This window comes from Luteibacter anthropi, from assembly GCF_011759365.1.
In the GTDB taxonomy this organism is placed as follows: Bacteria; Pseudomonadota; Gammaproteobacteria; order Xanthomonadales; family Rhodanobacteraceae; genus Luteibacter; species Luteibacter anthropi.
The window spans coordinates 71577-87388 of the sequence record NZ_JAARLZ010000011.1; the positions used below are offsets into that span (position 1 = coordinate 71577).

The 15812-nt window shown below is 61.0% G+C and carries 14 protein-coding genes; 8 read left to right on the forward strand and 6 right to left on the reverse strand.

Going from position 1 to position 15812, the window contains the following annotated elements; all coding sequences use genetic code 11:
• The first annotated feature begins 204 nt into the window (after nucleotides 1-204).
• Nucleotides 205-1749, forward strand: a complete 1545-nt coding sequence (locus tag HBF25_RS17950; protein WP_166950849.1) for a Fic family protein — start codon at nucleotides 205-207, stop codon at nucleotides 1747-1749.
• A gap of 124 nt (nucleotides 1750-1873) precedes the next feature.
• Here the strand turns inward: HBF25_RS17950 and HBF25_RS17955 are convergent, their stop codons facing one another.
• Complete coding sequence (locus tag HBF25_RS17955; RefSeq protein ID WP_166950852.1) at nucleotides 1874-2701, reverse strand: isocitrate lyase/PEP mutase family protein; 828 nt, start codon at nucleotides 2699-2701, stop codon at nucleotides 1874-1876.
• A gap of 173 nt (nucleotides 2702-2874) precedes the next feature.
• A complete protein-coding gene (locus HBF25_RS17960; protein ID WP_425483508.1) occupies nucleotides 2875-4131 on the reverse strand; it encodes an SGNH/GDSL hydrolase family protein in 1257 nt (418 codons plus the stop codon).
• 126 nt (nucleotides 4132-4257) lie between these two features.
• Between HBF25_RS17960 and HBF25_RS17965 the strand changes: the two genes are divergently transcribed.
• The 4 genes from HBF25_RS17965 to HBF25_RS17980 all read left to right on the forward strand — a co-directional run bounded on the left by HBF25_RS17965 (nucleotide 4258) and on the right by HBF25_RS17980 (nucleotide 6918).
• Nucleotides 4258-5181, forward strand: coding sequence for a LysR family transcriptional regulator (locus tag HBF25_RS17965; RefSeq protein ID WP_166950858.1), 924 nt, complete (start codon nucleotides 4258-4260; stop codon nucleotides 5179-5181).
• Between the two features lie 515 nt (nucleotides 5182-5696).
• The gene (locus HBF25_RS17970) at nucleotides 5697-6176 is read left to right on the forward strand and encodes a hypothetical protein (protein WP_166950861.1); all 480 of its coding nucleotides are present in this window, start codon (nucleotides 5697-5699) and stop codon (nucleotides 6174-6176) included.
• A 28-nt stretch (nucleotides 6177-6204) separates the two neighbouring features.
• The gene (locus HBF25_RS17975) at nucleotides 6205-6360 is read left to right on the forward strand and encodes a hypothetical protein (protein WP_166950864.1); all 156 of its coding nucleotides are present in this window, start codon (nucleotides 6205-6207) and stop codon (nucleotides 6358-6360) included.
• A 111-nt stretch (nucleotides 6361-6471) separates the two neighbouring features.
• Nucleotides 6472-6918 carry a hypothetical protein gene (locus HBF25_RS17980; protein ID WP_166950867.1) on the forward strand — a complete coding sequence of 149 codons (447 nt, stop codon included), beginning with the start codon at nucleotides 6472-6474 and terminating at the stop codon, nucleotides 6916-6918.
• 86 nt (nucleotides 6919-7004) lie between these two features.
• Here the strand turns inward: HBF25_RS17980 and HBF25_RS17985 are convergent, their stop codons facing one another.
• The 4 genes from HBF25_RS17985 to HBF25_RS18000 all read right to left on the reverse strand — a co-directional run bounded on the left by HBF25_RS17985 (nucleotide 7005) and on the right by HBF25_RS18000 (nucleotide 12135).
• Nucleotides 7005-7655, reverse strand: a complete 651-nt coding sequence (locus HBF25_RS17985; RefSeq protein WP_243853308.1) for a trypsin-like serine protease — start codon at nucleotides 7653-7655, stop codon at nucleotides 7005-7007.
• Nucleotides 7656-7713: 58 nt separating this feature from the next.
• Nucleotides 7714-8370 (reverse strand): hypothetical protein, encoded by a 657-nt coding sequence (locus tag HBF25_RS17990; protein ID WP_166950873.1) that lies wholly within the window; start codon nucleotides 8368-8370, stop codon nucleotides 7714-7716.
• A gap of 141 nt (nucleotides 8371-8511) precedes the next feature.
• On the reverse strand, nucleotides 8512-8727 hold the full coding sequence (locus HBF25_RS17995; protein ID WP_166950876.1) for a hypothetical protein: 216 nt from the start codon (nucleotides 8725-8727) through the stop codon (nucleotides 8512-8514).
• Nucleotides 8728-8841: 114 nt separating this feature from the next.
• Nucleotides 8842-12135 carry a TonB-dependent receptor gene (locus HBF25_RS18000; protein WP_166950879.1) on the reverse strand — a complete coding sequence of 1098 codons (3294 nt, stop codon included), beginning with the start codon at nucleotides 12133-12135 and terminating at the stop codon, nucleotides 8842-8844.
• Between the two features lie 381 nt (nucleotides 12136-12516).
• On the opposite strand from HBF25_RS18000, the gene HBF25_RS18005 reads away from it, so the two are divergent.
• The 3 genes from HBF25_RS18005 to HBF25_RS18015 all read left to right on the forward strand — a co-directional run bounded on the left by HBF25_RS18005 (nucleotide 12517) and on the right by HBF25_RS18015 (nucleotide 15779).
• A complete protein-coding gene (locus HBF25_RS18005) occupies nucleotides 12517-14694 on the forward strand; it encodes a TonB-dependent siderophore receptor (protein ID WP_166950882.1) in 2178 nt (725 codons plus the stop codon).
• Nucleotides 14695-14838: 144 nt separating this feature from the next.
• Entirely contained in the window at nucleotides 14839-15285 is a 447-nt protein-coding gene (locus HBF25_RS18010) for a hypothetical protein (protein WP_166950885.1), read from the forward strand.
• A gap of 56 nt (nucleotides 15286-15341) precedes the next feature.
• Entirely contained in the window at nucleotides 15342-15779 is a 438-nt protein-coding gene (locus tag HBF25_RS18015) for a hypothetical protein (protein WP_166950888.1), read from the forward strand.
• Nucleotides 15780-15812 lie beyond the last annotated feature (33 nt).

The window sequence follows — 15812 nt, forward strand, 5'->3', positions numbered from 1 at the left end:
GGACAAGTCGTTGGTGGGCCGCCGCTGGGCTTCTTAGGCGTTCCGGTTTTTCGACGTATTTTAGCGTTTTTTCATGAATATTCGATTTTTTTAGCGTTTTAGGGTGATGGTTAACGTTTTGAAGAGATTCGGTGCTCGATAACGTTTTGGTATACGATTGCCTGAAAATTAGCATTTTTGAGATCTGGTTAAAGGATTTCCACCATGCAGGTCGGCTTCAAGGCGCTCGCCGTGCAGTACGGCATTTCACCGGTACAACCCCTCCGCGTCGACTCCACGATCGGCGCAAGCCGCATGAGCCGCGACATCGGGGGGCAGGTCGAGAATCGCTATCCCGCGGCGTACCGCCCAAGCGATGATTTTGCCGGTCATTTCGAGTTCGGCCTCAAGTACGAAGATGTCCATCTGGAATTCTTTGCACGCTTGTTCGCCGTGGTTGGCCCTCAGCCGATCGAGGCCTGGTGCAGGAAGGAGCCTTTCGGTCAGTACGCCCGCCGCACGGGTTTCTTCTACGAGTGGCTGACCGGTCATGCACTGGATGTCCCGGACGTAACGAACGGCGGCTACGTCGACGCCCTGCCAGCAGATCAGTATCTGGTTCGCACAGAGTCTGTGCGCGCGCGCCGCTGGCGCATCAACAACAACCTGCCCGGAACAAGGGAATTCTGTGCCGTGGTTCGCCGCACACCGGTTGTCCAGGAGGCACTGCAATTCGATCTCGGCGCCGAGTTGAATGAGTTGGACCGTACCTATGGCGCCGATGTTCTCCTGCGCGCTGCCAGTTGGTTGACCTTCAAGGAATCACGCGCGAGCTTTCTGATTGAGAAAGAAGCTGATCAGGCAGATCGCATCCAGCGATTTGCGCACGTCATCGCCCAGCATTGCGGCCATATCAAAGATCCACTGAGCAACGAAAGCCTGCATACGTTGCAAGCAGGGATCCTGGGTCATGAAGCATTCGGGCTCGGCTTGCGGCGCTCCCCCGTCTTCGTAGGCCAGGCCACGATGCGGGAAAATATCGTGCACTACATAGCACCGCATTTCGACGACGTTGCATCGATGCTTGAGGGCCTGGCTGTGTTCGAGCAGGTAACGAAAGGAGCCGAATCACTGGCGCGCGCCGCTGTGCTCGCGTTCGGATTTGTGTACATTCACCCGATGCGGGATGGCAACGGGCGGCTCCATCGGTTCCTGATCAACGACACACTGGTTCGCGACAAGGCGTTGCCAGATGGAGTGATTCTACCGGTGTCCGCCACCATCACCAGCTCTGCCGCGTTCCGCTCAGGCTACGATAGCGCACTGGAAGTATTCTCCCGTCCGTTCATGCGGCGGTATGGGACGTCCTATCGTTTTGGTGAGCTAGTTACCTATGAAGACGGCACGCCGAGTAATTTCATCTTCGATGACTATGGCGATGCGCGATCTGCATGGCGATATCCTGACCTGACCGAGCATGTGCAATATACCGCTCGCCTCGTTGCACACACGGTTCGGTCAGAGATGGCCGAGGAAGCCAGGGTGTTGATGGTTTTTCAGCGAGCAATGGAGAACCTCAAGGAGGTTGCTGAGATGCCCGATCAAGATGCTCATCGCATCATCCGTTCGGTGAAGGAGAATGGATGGATGATCTCAGGGAAGCTAAGAAAGCAGTATCCAAAGCTCGGAGACGAACGTCGAGCTGCCCGGATACTGGAAGCCATCCGATCTGCATTTGAAGCTGACGGGATCGACGAGCTGGGCGAGTAGCGGCCTGCTTCCCCGCGAATGACGATCGTGCGACCTTCCCTGGCCGAAGAAGCAGATGTCTTAAAAAATCGATGGCCACTGGGATGCTGCTCAACGTACCCATTTCTACGAAAATAGGCGGGGCTCAGGCTTCAGGTGCGGCCGTAAGCAGCTTCACCAGTTCGCCGAAACTCGCACCCTCGGCACCCTTCGCAAGGTCACCGGCCTTCAGCTGTTCCATCGCCCGGCGCAGGTCGCCAAGCATGCGCATGTAGAGCGATGCGCCCATGCTCACGCGCTTTACGCCTGCGGCCTGTAGCTCGGCCAGTGGAACCGTGCCTGCCATCGTGCCTACCACAAGGTTGACCGGCTTGGGTGCCACGGCCTTCACGATAGCCACCACATGACTCATGTCCGACGGATACGGGGCGTAAAGGACATCGGCGCCGACGTCGGCAAAAGCGGTGAGGCGGCGGATCGTGTCGTCGAGGTCGGGACGACCATGGAGATAATTGTCCGTGCGACCCGTAAGTACGATCTTCCCTTTGGCTACCTTGGCTGCGGCAGCGACGCGGGCCACGGCCTCATCGAAATCGCGGATGGGTTTGCCGGGATTCCCCGAGGTGTCTTCGATGCCAATGCCAGCAAGGCCGGCATCGATCGCCGCCTTCACGGTGGCGGCCACGTCATCGGGTGTGTCGCCGTAGCCGTCCTCGAAATCACCATTGACGGGCAGTCCTGTGATCCGGGTCAGTAGCTGCGCGTGGGCCAGGTGTTCTTCACGGCTGACGGTGTGGCGGCCGTCGACACGTCCCAGGGATGCAGCAAGCGCCGCAGAGGACGTGCCGAGCGATTCAAAGCCGGCCTCCTTCATGAACAGCGCGGAGCCACCGTCCCATGCATTGGGCATGACAAAGGCATTCGGCCGCTGGTGCAGGGCCAGGAAGCGTTCGTAAAGATCGTGCTGGGACATGGCGTCATCCTTCGGGGGCCGGGTGAAGCTAAGGCTACCCGAGATTGCCCACGACCAATGGATTTACCCGGCTCTTGTAGGAGCGCGCCTTGCGCGCGACCTGTTCAGCGCGAAAAGCGGTCGCGCGCAGGCGCGCTCCTACAGGGAGTGGTCGTCCGGGAGGTATTGTCTCGCTACGGGCGGGGGGGTAAGAGCGCATCCAGTATCACGGCATCCGCCATGGCACGATTACCCTCGTCACCCGGGTGCAAATGGTCGCCCGAGTCATAAGACACCGCCAGACGTTTCGGGTGCCCCGGGTCGCGTAGCACCGCATCGAAATCCACCACGGCATCGAACGTGCCACTCTCACGAATCCACGCATTGACCTGCTGGCGCAATGCGTCCTTGTCCGCCTGGTAATAATCGCTCAGTGGCGTATCCGGCAACGCCCCTTCGAACGGTGTCAGGGTGGCTCCCATCACGCGCAGGCCCCGGGCATGGGCCTGCTCCACCAGCTGCCTGTATGTGCTGGTCAACGTGGTTAGCGTGGGGCGCCGGTCGGTGCGGGCGAATGCCGTCCCCGGCCACGCGATATCGTTGATGCCGATCAGGACGATGATGCTCTTGATCCCGGGTTGCGCCAGTACGTCGCGGTCGAGTCTCGCCAGCACATTCACGCCCATGCCGTCGGATAGCAGGCGGCCACCGGAAATCCCTGCATTGATGACGGCCACACCATGCGGTGCCAGCCGGGCGGCCAGATAGTCCGGCCAGCGGTGATCGGTATCGAGGCTGGCCGTTGCACCATCGGTGATCGAGTCGCCGATGATGGCGATCGTCGATGCAGTGGCAGTGCCATCGACCTGGATGCCGCTCAGCAGTAGCCGTGCGGTCGTCGTGATGGCGTGAGGTGTGGTCTTGTCGAAGGCTCTGGCTTTTGTCTGGTCGCCCGCGACGATCCAGCTCGTCTGCCGGCCATCCCAGTGGAAAGTTCGTACGGGAGTGGATGCGGGGAGATACGTATTGACGACAATACGGGCAAGCGACGGAACGCGCATGTTCACCGCATCGCTGATAAGCGACGCGCCCGGCGGAATGCTGGCGGTGATGTTTCCGCCGAAGGTTACCGGCTGCGGAGCTGCCGGAGCGTCACCTTGCGGTTCCCGTGCGACGGTAACAGGCCCGAGTATGAGCGGCTCGGTGCCGTAGGCATTGGAGAACACCAGCCGCATCCGTTCGCCGCCCAGGCTTATTCGCGCCGTCTGGTGCACGGTCTGGTCGTGCAGGATGGCGGGAACATTAGTGGGAAACAGGAAATCGGCGGCCCACACGGGCTGTGGACTGGCCTGCCACGTGGCCACCCAGGCGTGAGGCGATGTCGGCAGGCTGTCTGCCGCCGAAGCGGTGGCCGTCACGAGGGTCGAGGTAGCGAGAAACACCCGTTGCAGCGAAGAGCCTGGGTGGGACATGGAAGGGGTCTCAATCAAAAGATGACCCATGGTGCAGCGCAGGTTGGCTCTGGAATAGACTGGCCGCCGGAATAGCATTTGTGAAATGAATTCATCGGGGGCGTCATGGCAGGCACGGATATCAACCGCATCCGGGAGCTGGAAGTGTTCGTGCGCGTCGTGGAGCTGGGAGGCTTCTCGGCGGCTGCCCGGGTGTCCGGCATGACCCCGTCGGCGGTGAGCAAGCTGGTCACGCGGCTGGAGCAGCGCCTGGGCTCACGCCTGTTGAACCGGTCGACGCGACAGGTGCTGCTCACGTCCGAGGGCTGCGCGTTCTACGAGCGTGGCGTTCGTGTGCTGGCCGATCTCGACGAGGCGGAACGTTGCGCGGGGGCACAGCAGGTGCCACGCGGTCGCCTGCGGGTGAATGCCAATGTGCCCTTCGGTCATCACTTCCTGCTGCCGCTCATCCCTGATTTCCTGGCGCGTTATCCGGACATTGCCCTGGACATCGTGCTGACCGATGAGGTCGTCGATATTCTTGAGCAGCGCACCGATGTGGCCGTACGTGCCGGGCCGCTCAAAAGCTCCAATCTCATCGCAAGGCGACTGGGCGTCACCCGGATGGTGGTGGTTGGCTCACCAGATTATCTGGCGCAACACGGCAGGCCCACGACGCTGGATGAGCTGCATGACCATAACCGCTTGTCCGCGACGTATGCGCGCGTGCAATCCGGGTGGCCGTTCCGGGAGATGGGTACGGATATCGTCATTCCGCCCACGGGTAACGTGCAGGCGAGTGACGGGGAAGCACTGCGTCGGTTGGCGGTGGCAGGGGTTGGTCTTGCCCGAATGGCGGCGTTTCAGGTCCGCGACGACATGGCAGCCGGGCGGCTTGAAGCGGTGCTTGAAGATCACAATCCCGGAGACCTGGAAGAAATACACGCGGTGTATGTGGGGCAGGGTGGACATCTTCCCCTGCGAGTGCGCGCGTTTCTGGATTTCCTGGCGGAGCAGGTGAATATCGAAAACGCTCCCCCGCTCGTGTAGGAGCGCGCCTTGCGCGCGACCAGTCGGAGCGATGAGAGCGGATCTCATCCGCGATGGATGCTCGCAAAAGCGCCTATCGCTCCGTTGTGCTGAGCCGGACAAGTTGGTCGATATGATCCATTTTCTTGCGCTTGAATCGAATGATATTTCGATACTCAAGGGGCGCTTATGATGTGCTGCCATAACGGCAGTAAATTTCGAATTTGTCAGTGAAGGCTTACACAAAGCTCAGCTGACACCTACGCGGTATGTCTCTTAATCTCATCACGCCGCATGCCGTGTCGAATGTGATGCCGAGATCGGCATCCATGAAGCACGGCATCGCAGGCGAGGTATGCAATCGGGGGGAGTGGGGCCGTATTGCACGACGAAACCAGAGAGGGCGGCAGCTGTCCGTCCTTCGTTCTGCTGGGAAGGGGCTGTGATCAATCACGTTTCGCTGACGCGGCCCTGCAGGGCCGTTACCGAGTACTCCACAAGCACCTGTCATTTAGTCGATCAAAAGGCCACTTATAATGAACGTCGTTATCAGCGGAGGTTTTCTTCCTGATCTTCCTCGGATCGTTGGTGTCATTGGCGTATCTGTGACAGATTTTGACTGGCATATCGCCAATGTCGAAGCAGCGCCCTGGGACGCCGGATCAGGGCAGGGATGGTTCAGTGGCGACGAATTGGCGAGCCGATTCGCTAACGATCCAGTCGACATCTACTGGGGAGTTTTCGACGCATTTCCAGCTGGTATGCGACCGAATATCGAAGTACAACCCTGGGCAGACGGAGATGCATCTGTCTGGGATGCCGATGCCAGACCTCAGATTGCCGGAGCAAAGTTTGAGATCGTTTACTGGGATAGCGGTGACGTTATCCTAATTGGGTTGACCGAAGGTCAGGCCGCTTCGGTGACGAAGCGTATTCTCCGACGCACGCATAGGCTGATGGTTTCTGAACTGCATTCACGTCGTGGCTCACGGCACGAGCTGTGCGGATATGTTTAAGTTGATAATTTTTCACGAATTAATGGCCATGCTCTGGGCTGCATGCATGACGATGATTGTCGTACTCATCTACCCGGGTTACGGGGCCATCTGGAAGGTGTTTCTTTTCTGGGGCGCGTTGGCCCAGGTGCTGGTGGCGCTTCGGGTGGCCATGGATAGAAGGAAGCGAAGGGCGAATCACTGAAAATTGGTTGCATTTGTCCCCTGCATGCAGGTGAGCGAGAGAGGCATGCAACCATGTCCATCCTGCCGGAGGATATGGGGTTCAAACGGGTATCACCAAAGTGATCATTGCATGAGTTCGACGAATATCGACCCCGAAAATCCTTCACAACTCGTCGCTCGTATCGACGAGGTGCTGGATAGCCTTGACGTATCGAATGACTTCCATACCGTGCCGACGATGGCCATCGCTTTTTGTGATGTGATACATGAATCGCTTACGACATCTCAGAAATGTGCGTTGGCGGCGGCCCGTCGATACCTTTCGGCAGGAGATGGCGACGAAGCCGATAAATGGATTCTGGATCTCGCAAAACGAGTAGGAAAGCGTTATCCGGCGGGAACCGACCCCGTGGATATCGAGATGGAGCGCCTGGTATGGGGGGCGTTGAATCGAAACACCGTGTTGAGCGGAGTAGCGATTGAATTTCTTCTCCTCACGGGGCAGGGCGCGGGCTTGTCATTCGAGCAGATGCGTCATGTCATGACGAATGCCCTGAGTAGCGTGGTTCCGATTTGAAAACGTTGGTCGCCAATGTGGCGATGCCGGTTTGATGTCGGCAAGACGATCAGGGGGCATGATGGATGATCCGTCTTTCCGGGTCATCATTGCGCCATCGTCCTGTTGATCCAGTCCGCATAGAACGCCACTCGTGTGCTGGCAGACGTCTGGCCACAGACGCCGAGGCGGAACGTGCCGTCTTTTGTCTGTTCGATGTCTTTCAGTGATCCATCCAGTCCATGCGCAAGACCTACCAGCACGGGCTTGCCTGATTGCATCATGACGACCGGCCCGCCGCTGTCGCCTCCTGCAATGACGCCTTCGTGAGGTAACGCATCGGCACCGCAATCGAAGGTGTAGCGGATCCACGGTTCGTCAGCACGTGTAACGCGACTCTGCGCCCGGCGAAGCTGGCCCCGATGTTGTGCCTCGTCTGGCACGCCTGTTGACGTGCCTGTAGCGCCGGCCCCGTATAGCTCGACCACTTGCCCTGTTTCGGCGCTTCCGCGATAGAACGGTAGCGGGGCAATATCGGTCACGGGATCTTTCAGTTTCAGCAGTGCGATGTCATGCATGGAAGACATCGCCGTGTCGTAGCGGGGTTTCCATTCCGTCGGGCTGCTGGTCTTCATGGCGTCGAACAACGCTTTCCAACCCGTGGTCGAAGCCGCGTAGTCGGGATACTGGATGATTTTCTCCACGGCCCTGCGCTTGCCGGCGATGGTGACGTACGCAAGGTCTGGCTTGTCCAGCATGAACGTCACGGCATGCGCTGCCGTCACGTTGATGGCGCGCTATAACGTTCATCCAGAACTAGGGTTTGCCGTGGGAAGCAGTGTCTGCTGATGTAGCGGCATCGCCTTGAATGGCCCGGGATACCTTCCCATCCGCATCAAGAAACGCGATCTGGGCCTCACCACTGGCGGATACCTTGAGCTGGATGCGCTTTTTCCCGGCAGCATCCATCAGGGCCAGCTGAGACGCGCCATCATCGGCGCGGCCTGCCCACAGTCGCCGGGCACCCTGGCCGTCTTCGTGGCTATCCGATACCGCCAGTCCCGCCATGCTGTCGTCCTTGTCGTCAACGCCGATAAGCTGGACAACCTGGTTGGCGCCATACCGGTCGAACGACAGGCTCCCACCTGAACTGACCACATCGCCATTCGGCAGCCGCTTTCCACCGAAGATAAGACCGCCGTTTTCGGTGCCTTCGTCGTTGAAGAAGATCATGCCGGCCTGAGGGCGATCGACCTTGGGTTCTTCCTTGCCCTTGACGATGACGCCGGGCAGTCGTGAGCTGTTTGAGATGACCATCCGCAGCGTGCCGTCGGATTCGCGGATGTTGATGCGGTGCACGTTGATCTCGTCGGCAGTATCGGTGTGGATCCTGAGGAATCCACTGTACAGCGATGCGGCGAGCAGGACGGTGAGTGCGCCTGCGTAGATGACGAGAACACGTTGACCAAACATGGCGTTGCTCCGCGCTAAGTGGCTGGCTGGATAAGGGGAAGCATGATTGGGGGCGTGGCCTCTTGCGTGCGCCCGTGTGTTCCACAGCCTGCTTTGTCCCCTGGCAAAGGCTAGCCTGCCGTCCTTGGGCCAGCTATAGGTCTATAGGCATACCGATGACCCAGTGCGCTGGAGGCGGCTTACGGGTCTGATTTTCGTTTCGGCGACGAGGTTCCACAGCCAGGTCGTCAGGCCCATCAGCAGTGCGGTGGCGTGGAGCCAGTAGTGGCCGGCGAAAGCCTGGGTCAGCGGGGCGAACACGCCGATGCACAGGACGACCAGGAGGATGGATAGAAGGAGGGGGCGCAGGCGGGTCATGGGGCTGGTTGGCCCTTTGTAGCATGAAGCCCGTATTTGTAGGAGCGCGCCTTGCGCGCGACCGGGTTATCGCGAGAACCGGTCGCGCGCAGGGCGCGCTCCTACAGGGCACGGTTAGAACGTGTAGCGGGCCGTCAGCTGGAGCGACCAGCGGGACTGGGCGCGGTCGTCTTCCGTGACGTACGTGCCGGGGTTGTAGTTGCCACGTGCATCCACCGGCAGCGCATAGACGTACTTGCCCGTCGTCGGGTCAACGCCGGCAAAGTTCGCCAGGCTGCGCATGTAGGGATAACCGATGTCGCGCACCTGTCCCCAGCGCTTGTTGATGAGGTTGGTGACGTTGAAGATGTCCAGGCGCAGCTCACCCTTGTTGCCCTTGAACAGGCCGGGGATTTCCTGGCGGATGGAGAGATCCACCTCGTTGACCCACGGCGAGTGCGCGGCATTGCGCTGGGCCACGTGGCCCTGGCGATCCTTCAGGTAGCTGTCGCGACCGATGTAGCTGTAGAACTGGTCGATCACCGCTTGCTTGGTACCCTGCTGGAACAGCACCTCGCCCGGCTTCGGGATATAGGCCAGGCCCAGCGGTGACGACGTGCCGGTGGCGGCGATGCCGCTGACGTCGTTGCCGAACACCCAGCTGTACGGCTGGCCGGTGTGGCCGTCGTAGAACGCCGAGATGCTGGTGTTGTAATCACCGAAGAAGCGATGCTGCCAGCTCAGCGAGGCAATGATGCGGCGCTGGATCTCGAAGTTGCTGTGACCGGTGGCGTCGGCGTTGGGATTGAACACGGCATCGTTGGCCCACGTGCTGGCGGCTACCTTCTCGTTGCCCGAGCTCACGTCCTTGGAGCTGCCGAACACGAAGCCCAGCGAGCCGGACCAGTCGGAGTCGGATGTGAACGGCTTGGACAGCTGCAAGGTGCCGTAGGTGGCCTGGCCCTGGCTGGTATTGCTCAGGTAGATCACGTTGCCGAAGCGCGGGTCGCGATTGGCGCGCGGCGACGCGCAGATGCCGCTCTGCGTGGCGCAGATCGCCTGCCCCGAAGCGCTCTTGCCCACGGTGCGGAAGGCGGCTGGATCGGTCGTGGTCCAGTAACTCTGGCGACCGTCCGGCAGTGCGCCGGTGGCGGCGCCGAGGTTGAGATCCTGGAAGCGCACGGCGTTCTTGGTCTCAAGATGCTCGACTTCGGCGGTGAGCACCAGGTTCGACCAGGGCAGCTGGTGATCGAAGCCCAGGCTGGCCTTCCACACCGTGGGCATCTTGAAGTTGCGATCGGTGACGTCCACCTCGGGCGAGCCGCCCTTGCGCACGTTGGACGGAATCAGCGGGTTCGACGGATCGGCGCTGAAGCCCGTGCCGTTCGATGCCGAGTAGCTGGTCAGCGACAGGCCGTTGTTCGTATACGGGTTGGACAGCCACACGCCCGGAGGGGCACCTTCGGACAGGCCGATGCCGCCGCGCAGCTGCGTGGCGCGCTCGGTGTCGAAGGCGTAGTTGAACGAGGCGCGGGGTTCCAGCACGCCGTTGCCGTCGATCGTCGCGTTGTTGGGGTAGCCGGGGAACGCCGCGTTGAACACGGGGTTGGCCATCGGCGAGTTGCTCACCTTGGGCAGGTCGTAGCGCAGGCCGTACTGGAGCGAGAGGTTGCCGAGCTGCCAGGTGTCCTGGGCGAAGAAGCCCCACTGGGTCAGGTCCCACTTCGCCGCGATACTCGAAAGGTCGCCATCGGTGGGGCGGTATACCGAGTAGCTGAAGTAGTTGCGGTTGGCAAAGGCGTCGATGCTCGGGAACACATAGGCGCCGAACTCGGTGCGGCCGAAAAGGTTGTAGAACTCGTCCCGCTGGTAATCCACACCGGCCTTGATCGAATGGTCGCCCACGTTCCAGGTGCCGGCGAAGAAGCCGTTGTAGGAACGGATGCCAAGGATGTTGTAGTGGCGGAACTCTTCCTCACCCAGGTTCACTGACGGACCGGTGATGGTGTTACCCGTGATCGTGCCGTTGGTATACACGCGTACCTGCGGCTGGCGCGTGGCCACCGTCGGTGAGGCGTCGTACTTGGAGTACGAGAATGAGCCTTCGGTGGAGAAGCTGTCATTCCACTCGTCGTACGCGTTGAGCACCCACTGGGAGTCCTCACGGTGCTTGGTGAACCAGTAGCTGGAGAGGCTGAGGCTGGGCGAGGTCGACGAGGTGCTGTAGCCATTAAGGTTGGGCTGCTCGCTCTTGGTCTTGTCGTAGCGCAAGCTCACGCGGTGGCCATCGGCGATGTTCCAGTCGATCTTGAACAGTCCGCGCTTCTCTTCCTGGTTGGCGCCGCTGGCCGTGGCCGTACCGGGGTTCATGCCTAGTCGCGAGGCGATGGACGAGATCCGGTCGATGTCGGCCTGGCTGATGGGCACGATATTGCCCTTGCCCGAGCCCAGCGGGCCGAAATTGGGTGCTGCCGCTACCGTCTTCGACTTCTCCAGGCTGGCGAAGAAGAACAGCTTGTCCTTGATGATCGGTCCGCCGAAGGTGGCGCCGGCCGTCCACTGGCGGGTGTAGCCCTTGAATTCGTTGCCGGCGCGATCGTCGCCCACCATGTTGGAGGCATTGCGATACACATAGTAGGTGGAGCCGTGGAAGTCGTTCGTGCCGCTCTTGGTCACGATATTGATGTTCGCGCCCACGGCCCGCTTGTTCGCCACGTCGTAGTTGGCCGTGGAGATGTTGTAGGCCTCGATGGCATCCAGCGACACCGGCTGGTTCAGCGCGGGGAGGCCGTTGTCTTCCAGGCCGAACGAGTCGTTCGTCGGCACCGAGTCGATGGTGATGTTGTTGTAGCGGCTGTTCTGGCCCAGGGCCGAGATTTCGCCCTTGCTCTTGTTGGTGATGTTAATGGTGGGATTCAGGCGGGCGATATCCTGGATCGAGCGGTTCGGCACCGGCAGCACGTCCAGCTGCTGGCGCGACACGCGCACGCCCATGCCCTTGTTGTCGGCATTGAAGGTCTGGGCCATCGCCACGTCGGAGGCGTTGGCGTGCACCTGCACGTTTTCCAGGTTGGTCGCCGTAGAGGCCGGGGTGGCCAGGGACAGGTCGAGATTGGTGTCCTGAGCCAGTTGGAGGTATACCCCATCACGCTCGGCCGTGCCGGAGGGCGTGGTGGCGATCACCTCGAACGGGCCGCCCAGGCGCAGGCCCTGGGCCCGGTAACGGCCATCGGCGTCGGTCGTCACTTCGCGGGTTGTCCCCGAGGGAACGTGAACGATCTTCACGGAGCTGCCCACGACAGGCGCCCCGCTGGCGTCCAGCACGCGGCCGCTCATGGAAGAAGAGGTGTTCTGGGCGTGGACGCCACCAACGGCGAACAACGCGGCTATGGCCACGCACAGCGTGCGGCGCCGGACAAGAGATTCCATGTTTTTCCCTGGCTATGAGCGGACGAGATCCGCAAGAAAGGCTGCGGATGCGCACGGTAGGCCGGAATAATATACGGACGACTTCAGATTTCTTGCGAACTGGTGACCAGATTGAAGGCAACGTCATTTCCGTGACCCAGCCCCCTGTAGGAGCGCGCCTCGCGCGCGACCGGTTGTCGCGATACCCCGGTCGCGCGCGAGGCGCGCTCCTACAGATGGCCGGCTGCGCGCCGGATCATGGAGGCGGTTGGGGCGTGGCTTTCTCAATCTGTTAACATCGCCGCCCAAACGATGAGCCAGCTCCCAGGCAAGCCCCAGTCGTGACATACACGGGCGCTCTGCGTGAGCGTCCCGGGCTTTCCGCTTCTCGGGGTTTACAGCATGTCTCATCGTCTTCAGGGCCATTTCCGGCCTTCCTTGCTTTGTCTCGCTTTGGCAGCAGCGCTGCCAGTGGTCGCGCATGCGCAATCCGCCACGGAAGGTGACAGTCATGATGGAAGGAGCAAGAAAGCCACGACGCTCGACGCGGTCAAGGTGCAGGGCCAATCCGCGCCCACTTATACAGTCAACGAATCCGCAGCCACCACACGATTGCCACTCACGCTACAGGACACGCCGCAGTCCATCAGCGTCATCACCGAGCAGCGCATCAAGGACCAGAACCTCACCAGCCTTCGCGCCGTGCTGGACAATACGACCGGCGTGAATTCCACCGCCTACGATTCCGAGCGCGTGGTGTTCTGGTCGCGTGGTTTCCAGATCGAAAACATGTCGTACGATGGCGTGCCCATTGCATCCAGCCTCAACATCAGTTCGGCCGATTCGTCGCTGGACCCGTCGATCTACGAGCGCATCGAAGTCGTGCGTGGTGCCACCGGCCTGCTGAGCGGCGCGGGTAGCCCGTCGGCCATGATCAACTTCGTGCGCAAGCATGCGGACAGCCGTACGCCGGAGGCCGATGTTTCCGTGAGCTACGGTTCGTGGAATACGCAACGCGAGACGGTCGATGCGTCTACACCGCTCAACGCCTCGGGCAGCGTGCGTGGCCGCTTCGTGGCGGCGCATCAGGATGGCGACTCCTATATTGATCGTTATCACAGCCAGAAGAACGTGGCCTATGGTGTGATCGATGCGGACCTGGACGAGAACACGACGCTCAGCGTGGGCTACGACTGGCAGAAGACGCGTCCCACAGGGGTGACATGGGGCTCGTATCCCGTGCTGTTCTCCGACGGGGGCTTCATTAAATGGCCGCGCGGCTTCTCTTCGGCTGCGGACTGGACCCACTGGAACAACACCACGCAGACGGGCTTCGTCGATCTGAAACACAGCTTCGACAACGGCTGGCAGATCCATGCCATGGCAAGCCATCGCAAGACGAATGCCGACTCGGCGCTGTTCTACGTTTTTGGCGCACCGGACCGGCAGACGGGCGAAGGACTCACTCCCTATGCCTACAAGAGTTTCCAGCGCGGCAGCCAGAACAACGTGGATGTCTACGCATCTGGCCCCTTCTCGGCCTTCGGCCGTGAGCATGAACTGGTCGTAGGCCTTACCGATTCGCACTATCGCACCGACTACTTTGATTACCCGCACGGCGATCTTCCGGATATCGGCAATTTCCTGGCATGGAATGGCAACTATCCGTACCCGGATTTTTCGTCGTCCAGCGAACGCGTGTCCATCGCCCGGACGGAGCAAAGCGGTGCATACGCGGCAGCCCGCCTCAGTCTCGCCGATCCGCTCAAGCTGGTGGTCGGTGCGCGCTATGCTCGTTGGAAGAACGATACCAACGACAGCACGTCTGGTATTTATCACCTGAAAGCCAGCAAGACGATCCCGTATGCCGGCCTGATCTACGACATCACTCCCGATTACTCTACATTCGTCAGTTACACGCAGATCTTCGACCCGCAGAACAACCGCCGGGCAGATGGAAGCTATCTTCAGCCGGTATTGGGTACCAGCCGCGAGATTGGCATCAAGGGACATCACTTCGACGGGGCGCTCAATACCTCGCTGGTGTTCTTCGATACCCGGCAGGATCACGTAGCCGATGCGTTGCCCGGCGTCTACCTGCCCGACGGCACCACGCAGGCTTACCGCTCTGTGGATGGCACGCGCTCGCGAGGCTACGAGTTCGAGGCATCCGGCGCACTCACGAGCAACTGGAACGGCACGCTGGGCTGGTCGCATTTCAACGTGAAGTCGCCGGATGGCGGCGCACTTCGCCCATCGCTGCCACGCACGCTGGTCCGCGTGTTCAGCACCTACACGCTGCCGGGAGCATGGAGCGGCCTGACCGTGGGTGGCGGCGTGAACTGGCAGGGGCCGTCCAAGGCCGATATCGATGACGGTCACGGCGTGATCCGGCTGTATCAGTCATCGCAGACCCTGGTCGGCGCCATGGCCCGCTACGCGTTCGACGATCACGCCTCCGTGCAGTTCAACGGCGACAACCTGTTGAACCGGAAGTATTTCGTGCTCGATGACGCCAGCAATCTCTACTACGCGCCGGGCTCCACCTGGACGGTGTCGTTCAACTACAAGTTCTTCTGACCGGTTTCACCGGGCGGCAGCCCTCATGGCCGTCGCCCGGCGCTGACCCTCCGACACCGTAACGTGGGTGTCCGGAACGCCGGGGTGGCGAAGCAAGGGAATTGCTGGCTATCATCGCGCCGTTGGAAAAGGGGAAATAGGGATATGACCAAGCATGTGATCCGTGCCTTCGTCGTGGGCCTGCTGGCCAGCGGCTTTTCGTTTGCCACCCTCGCCGGTACCGCGGATACCCGTGGTGCATCGGCCGTGGCCGATGCCTGGATCGGGCATGAGGCCGCCGATCTGCTGATGCAGTGGCCCGTCGATCGCGGCTTCCAGCAGACCGAAATGGAAAATGGTGCCACCGCCTACGAGTATCACTTCGGTACCGAGGCCTATCACGCGAAGGGTTCCACCAGCACGCTGGGGGCAGGCCCCACGCCCGGTGGCGTGATGCAGACCATTTCCTACTACGACTACTGGGTACCCGCCCAGACGCATTGCGTCGTGGTGTTCTTCGCCAATCGCGACGGCATCATCGACGACTACAAATTCAACGGCGAACGCTGTAAGCCTTACATGAGCAGCTGGGGCAAGCCGAAGAAGAGCTGATGTACGCCGGCGCCCGGCGTACGGGCGCACCTCCCGCAACCGCTCTCAGGTGACGTATGAAATGGATCTTTGCCGCCCTCCTGGCGGCTCTTGCGCTCGCTCCTTCCCTCGTCCTGGCTGACGATGTGCGCCATGGCGTCGTCATGCAGATCAAGCCCATCGACAACCGTGGCGATGACGAAAGCGACCAGCACAAACAGGGTCGCAAGGTCGGCCGCGGTGTCGGCGCGCTCCTGGGTGGCCTGTCGCTCGGTAAGCTCGGCGGTGGTGTGACCGAACAGGTGGTGGCTCGCAATGCAGCGGACACCGGCGATCAGATCGGCGGCAATGTCGCCGGGCAGGGTCCGTCCGCGCACTACATGGTGAGCGTGAAGATGGACGATGGTCGTACCGTAAGCCTGGTGCAGCCGGGTCCGCAGGTGCAGGGTCTGCAGGCCGGCAGCAAGGTGTCGGTGACAGGGGCGGGCGATTCCGCCGTCATCCGCGCGGAGTGATGCGGTCGATCATGCCCGTCGCTCAACGACGGG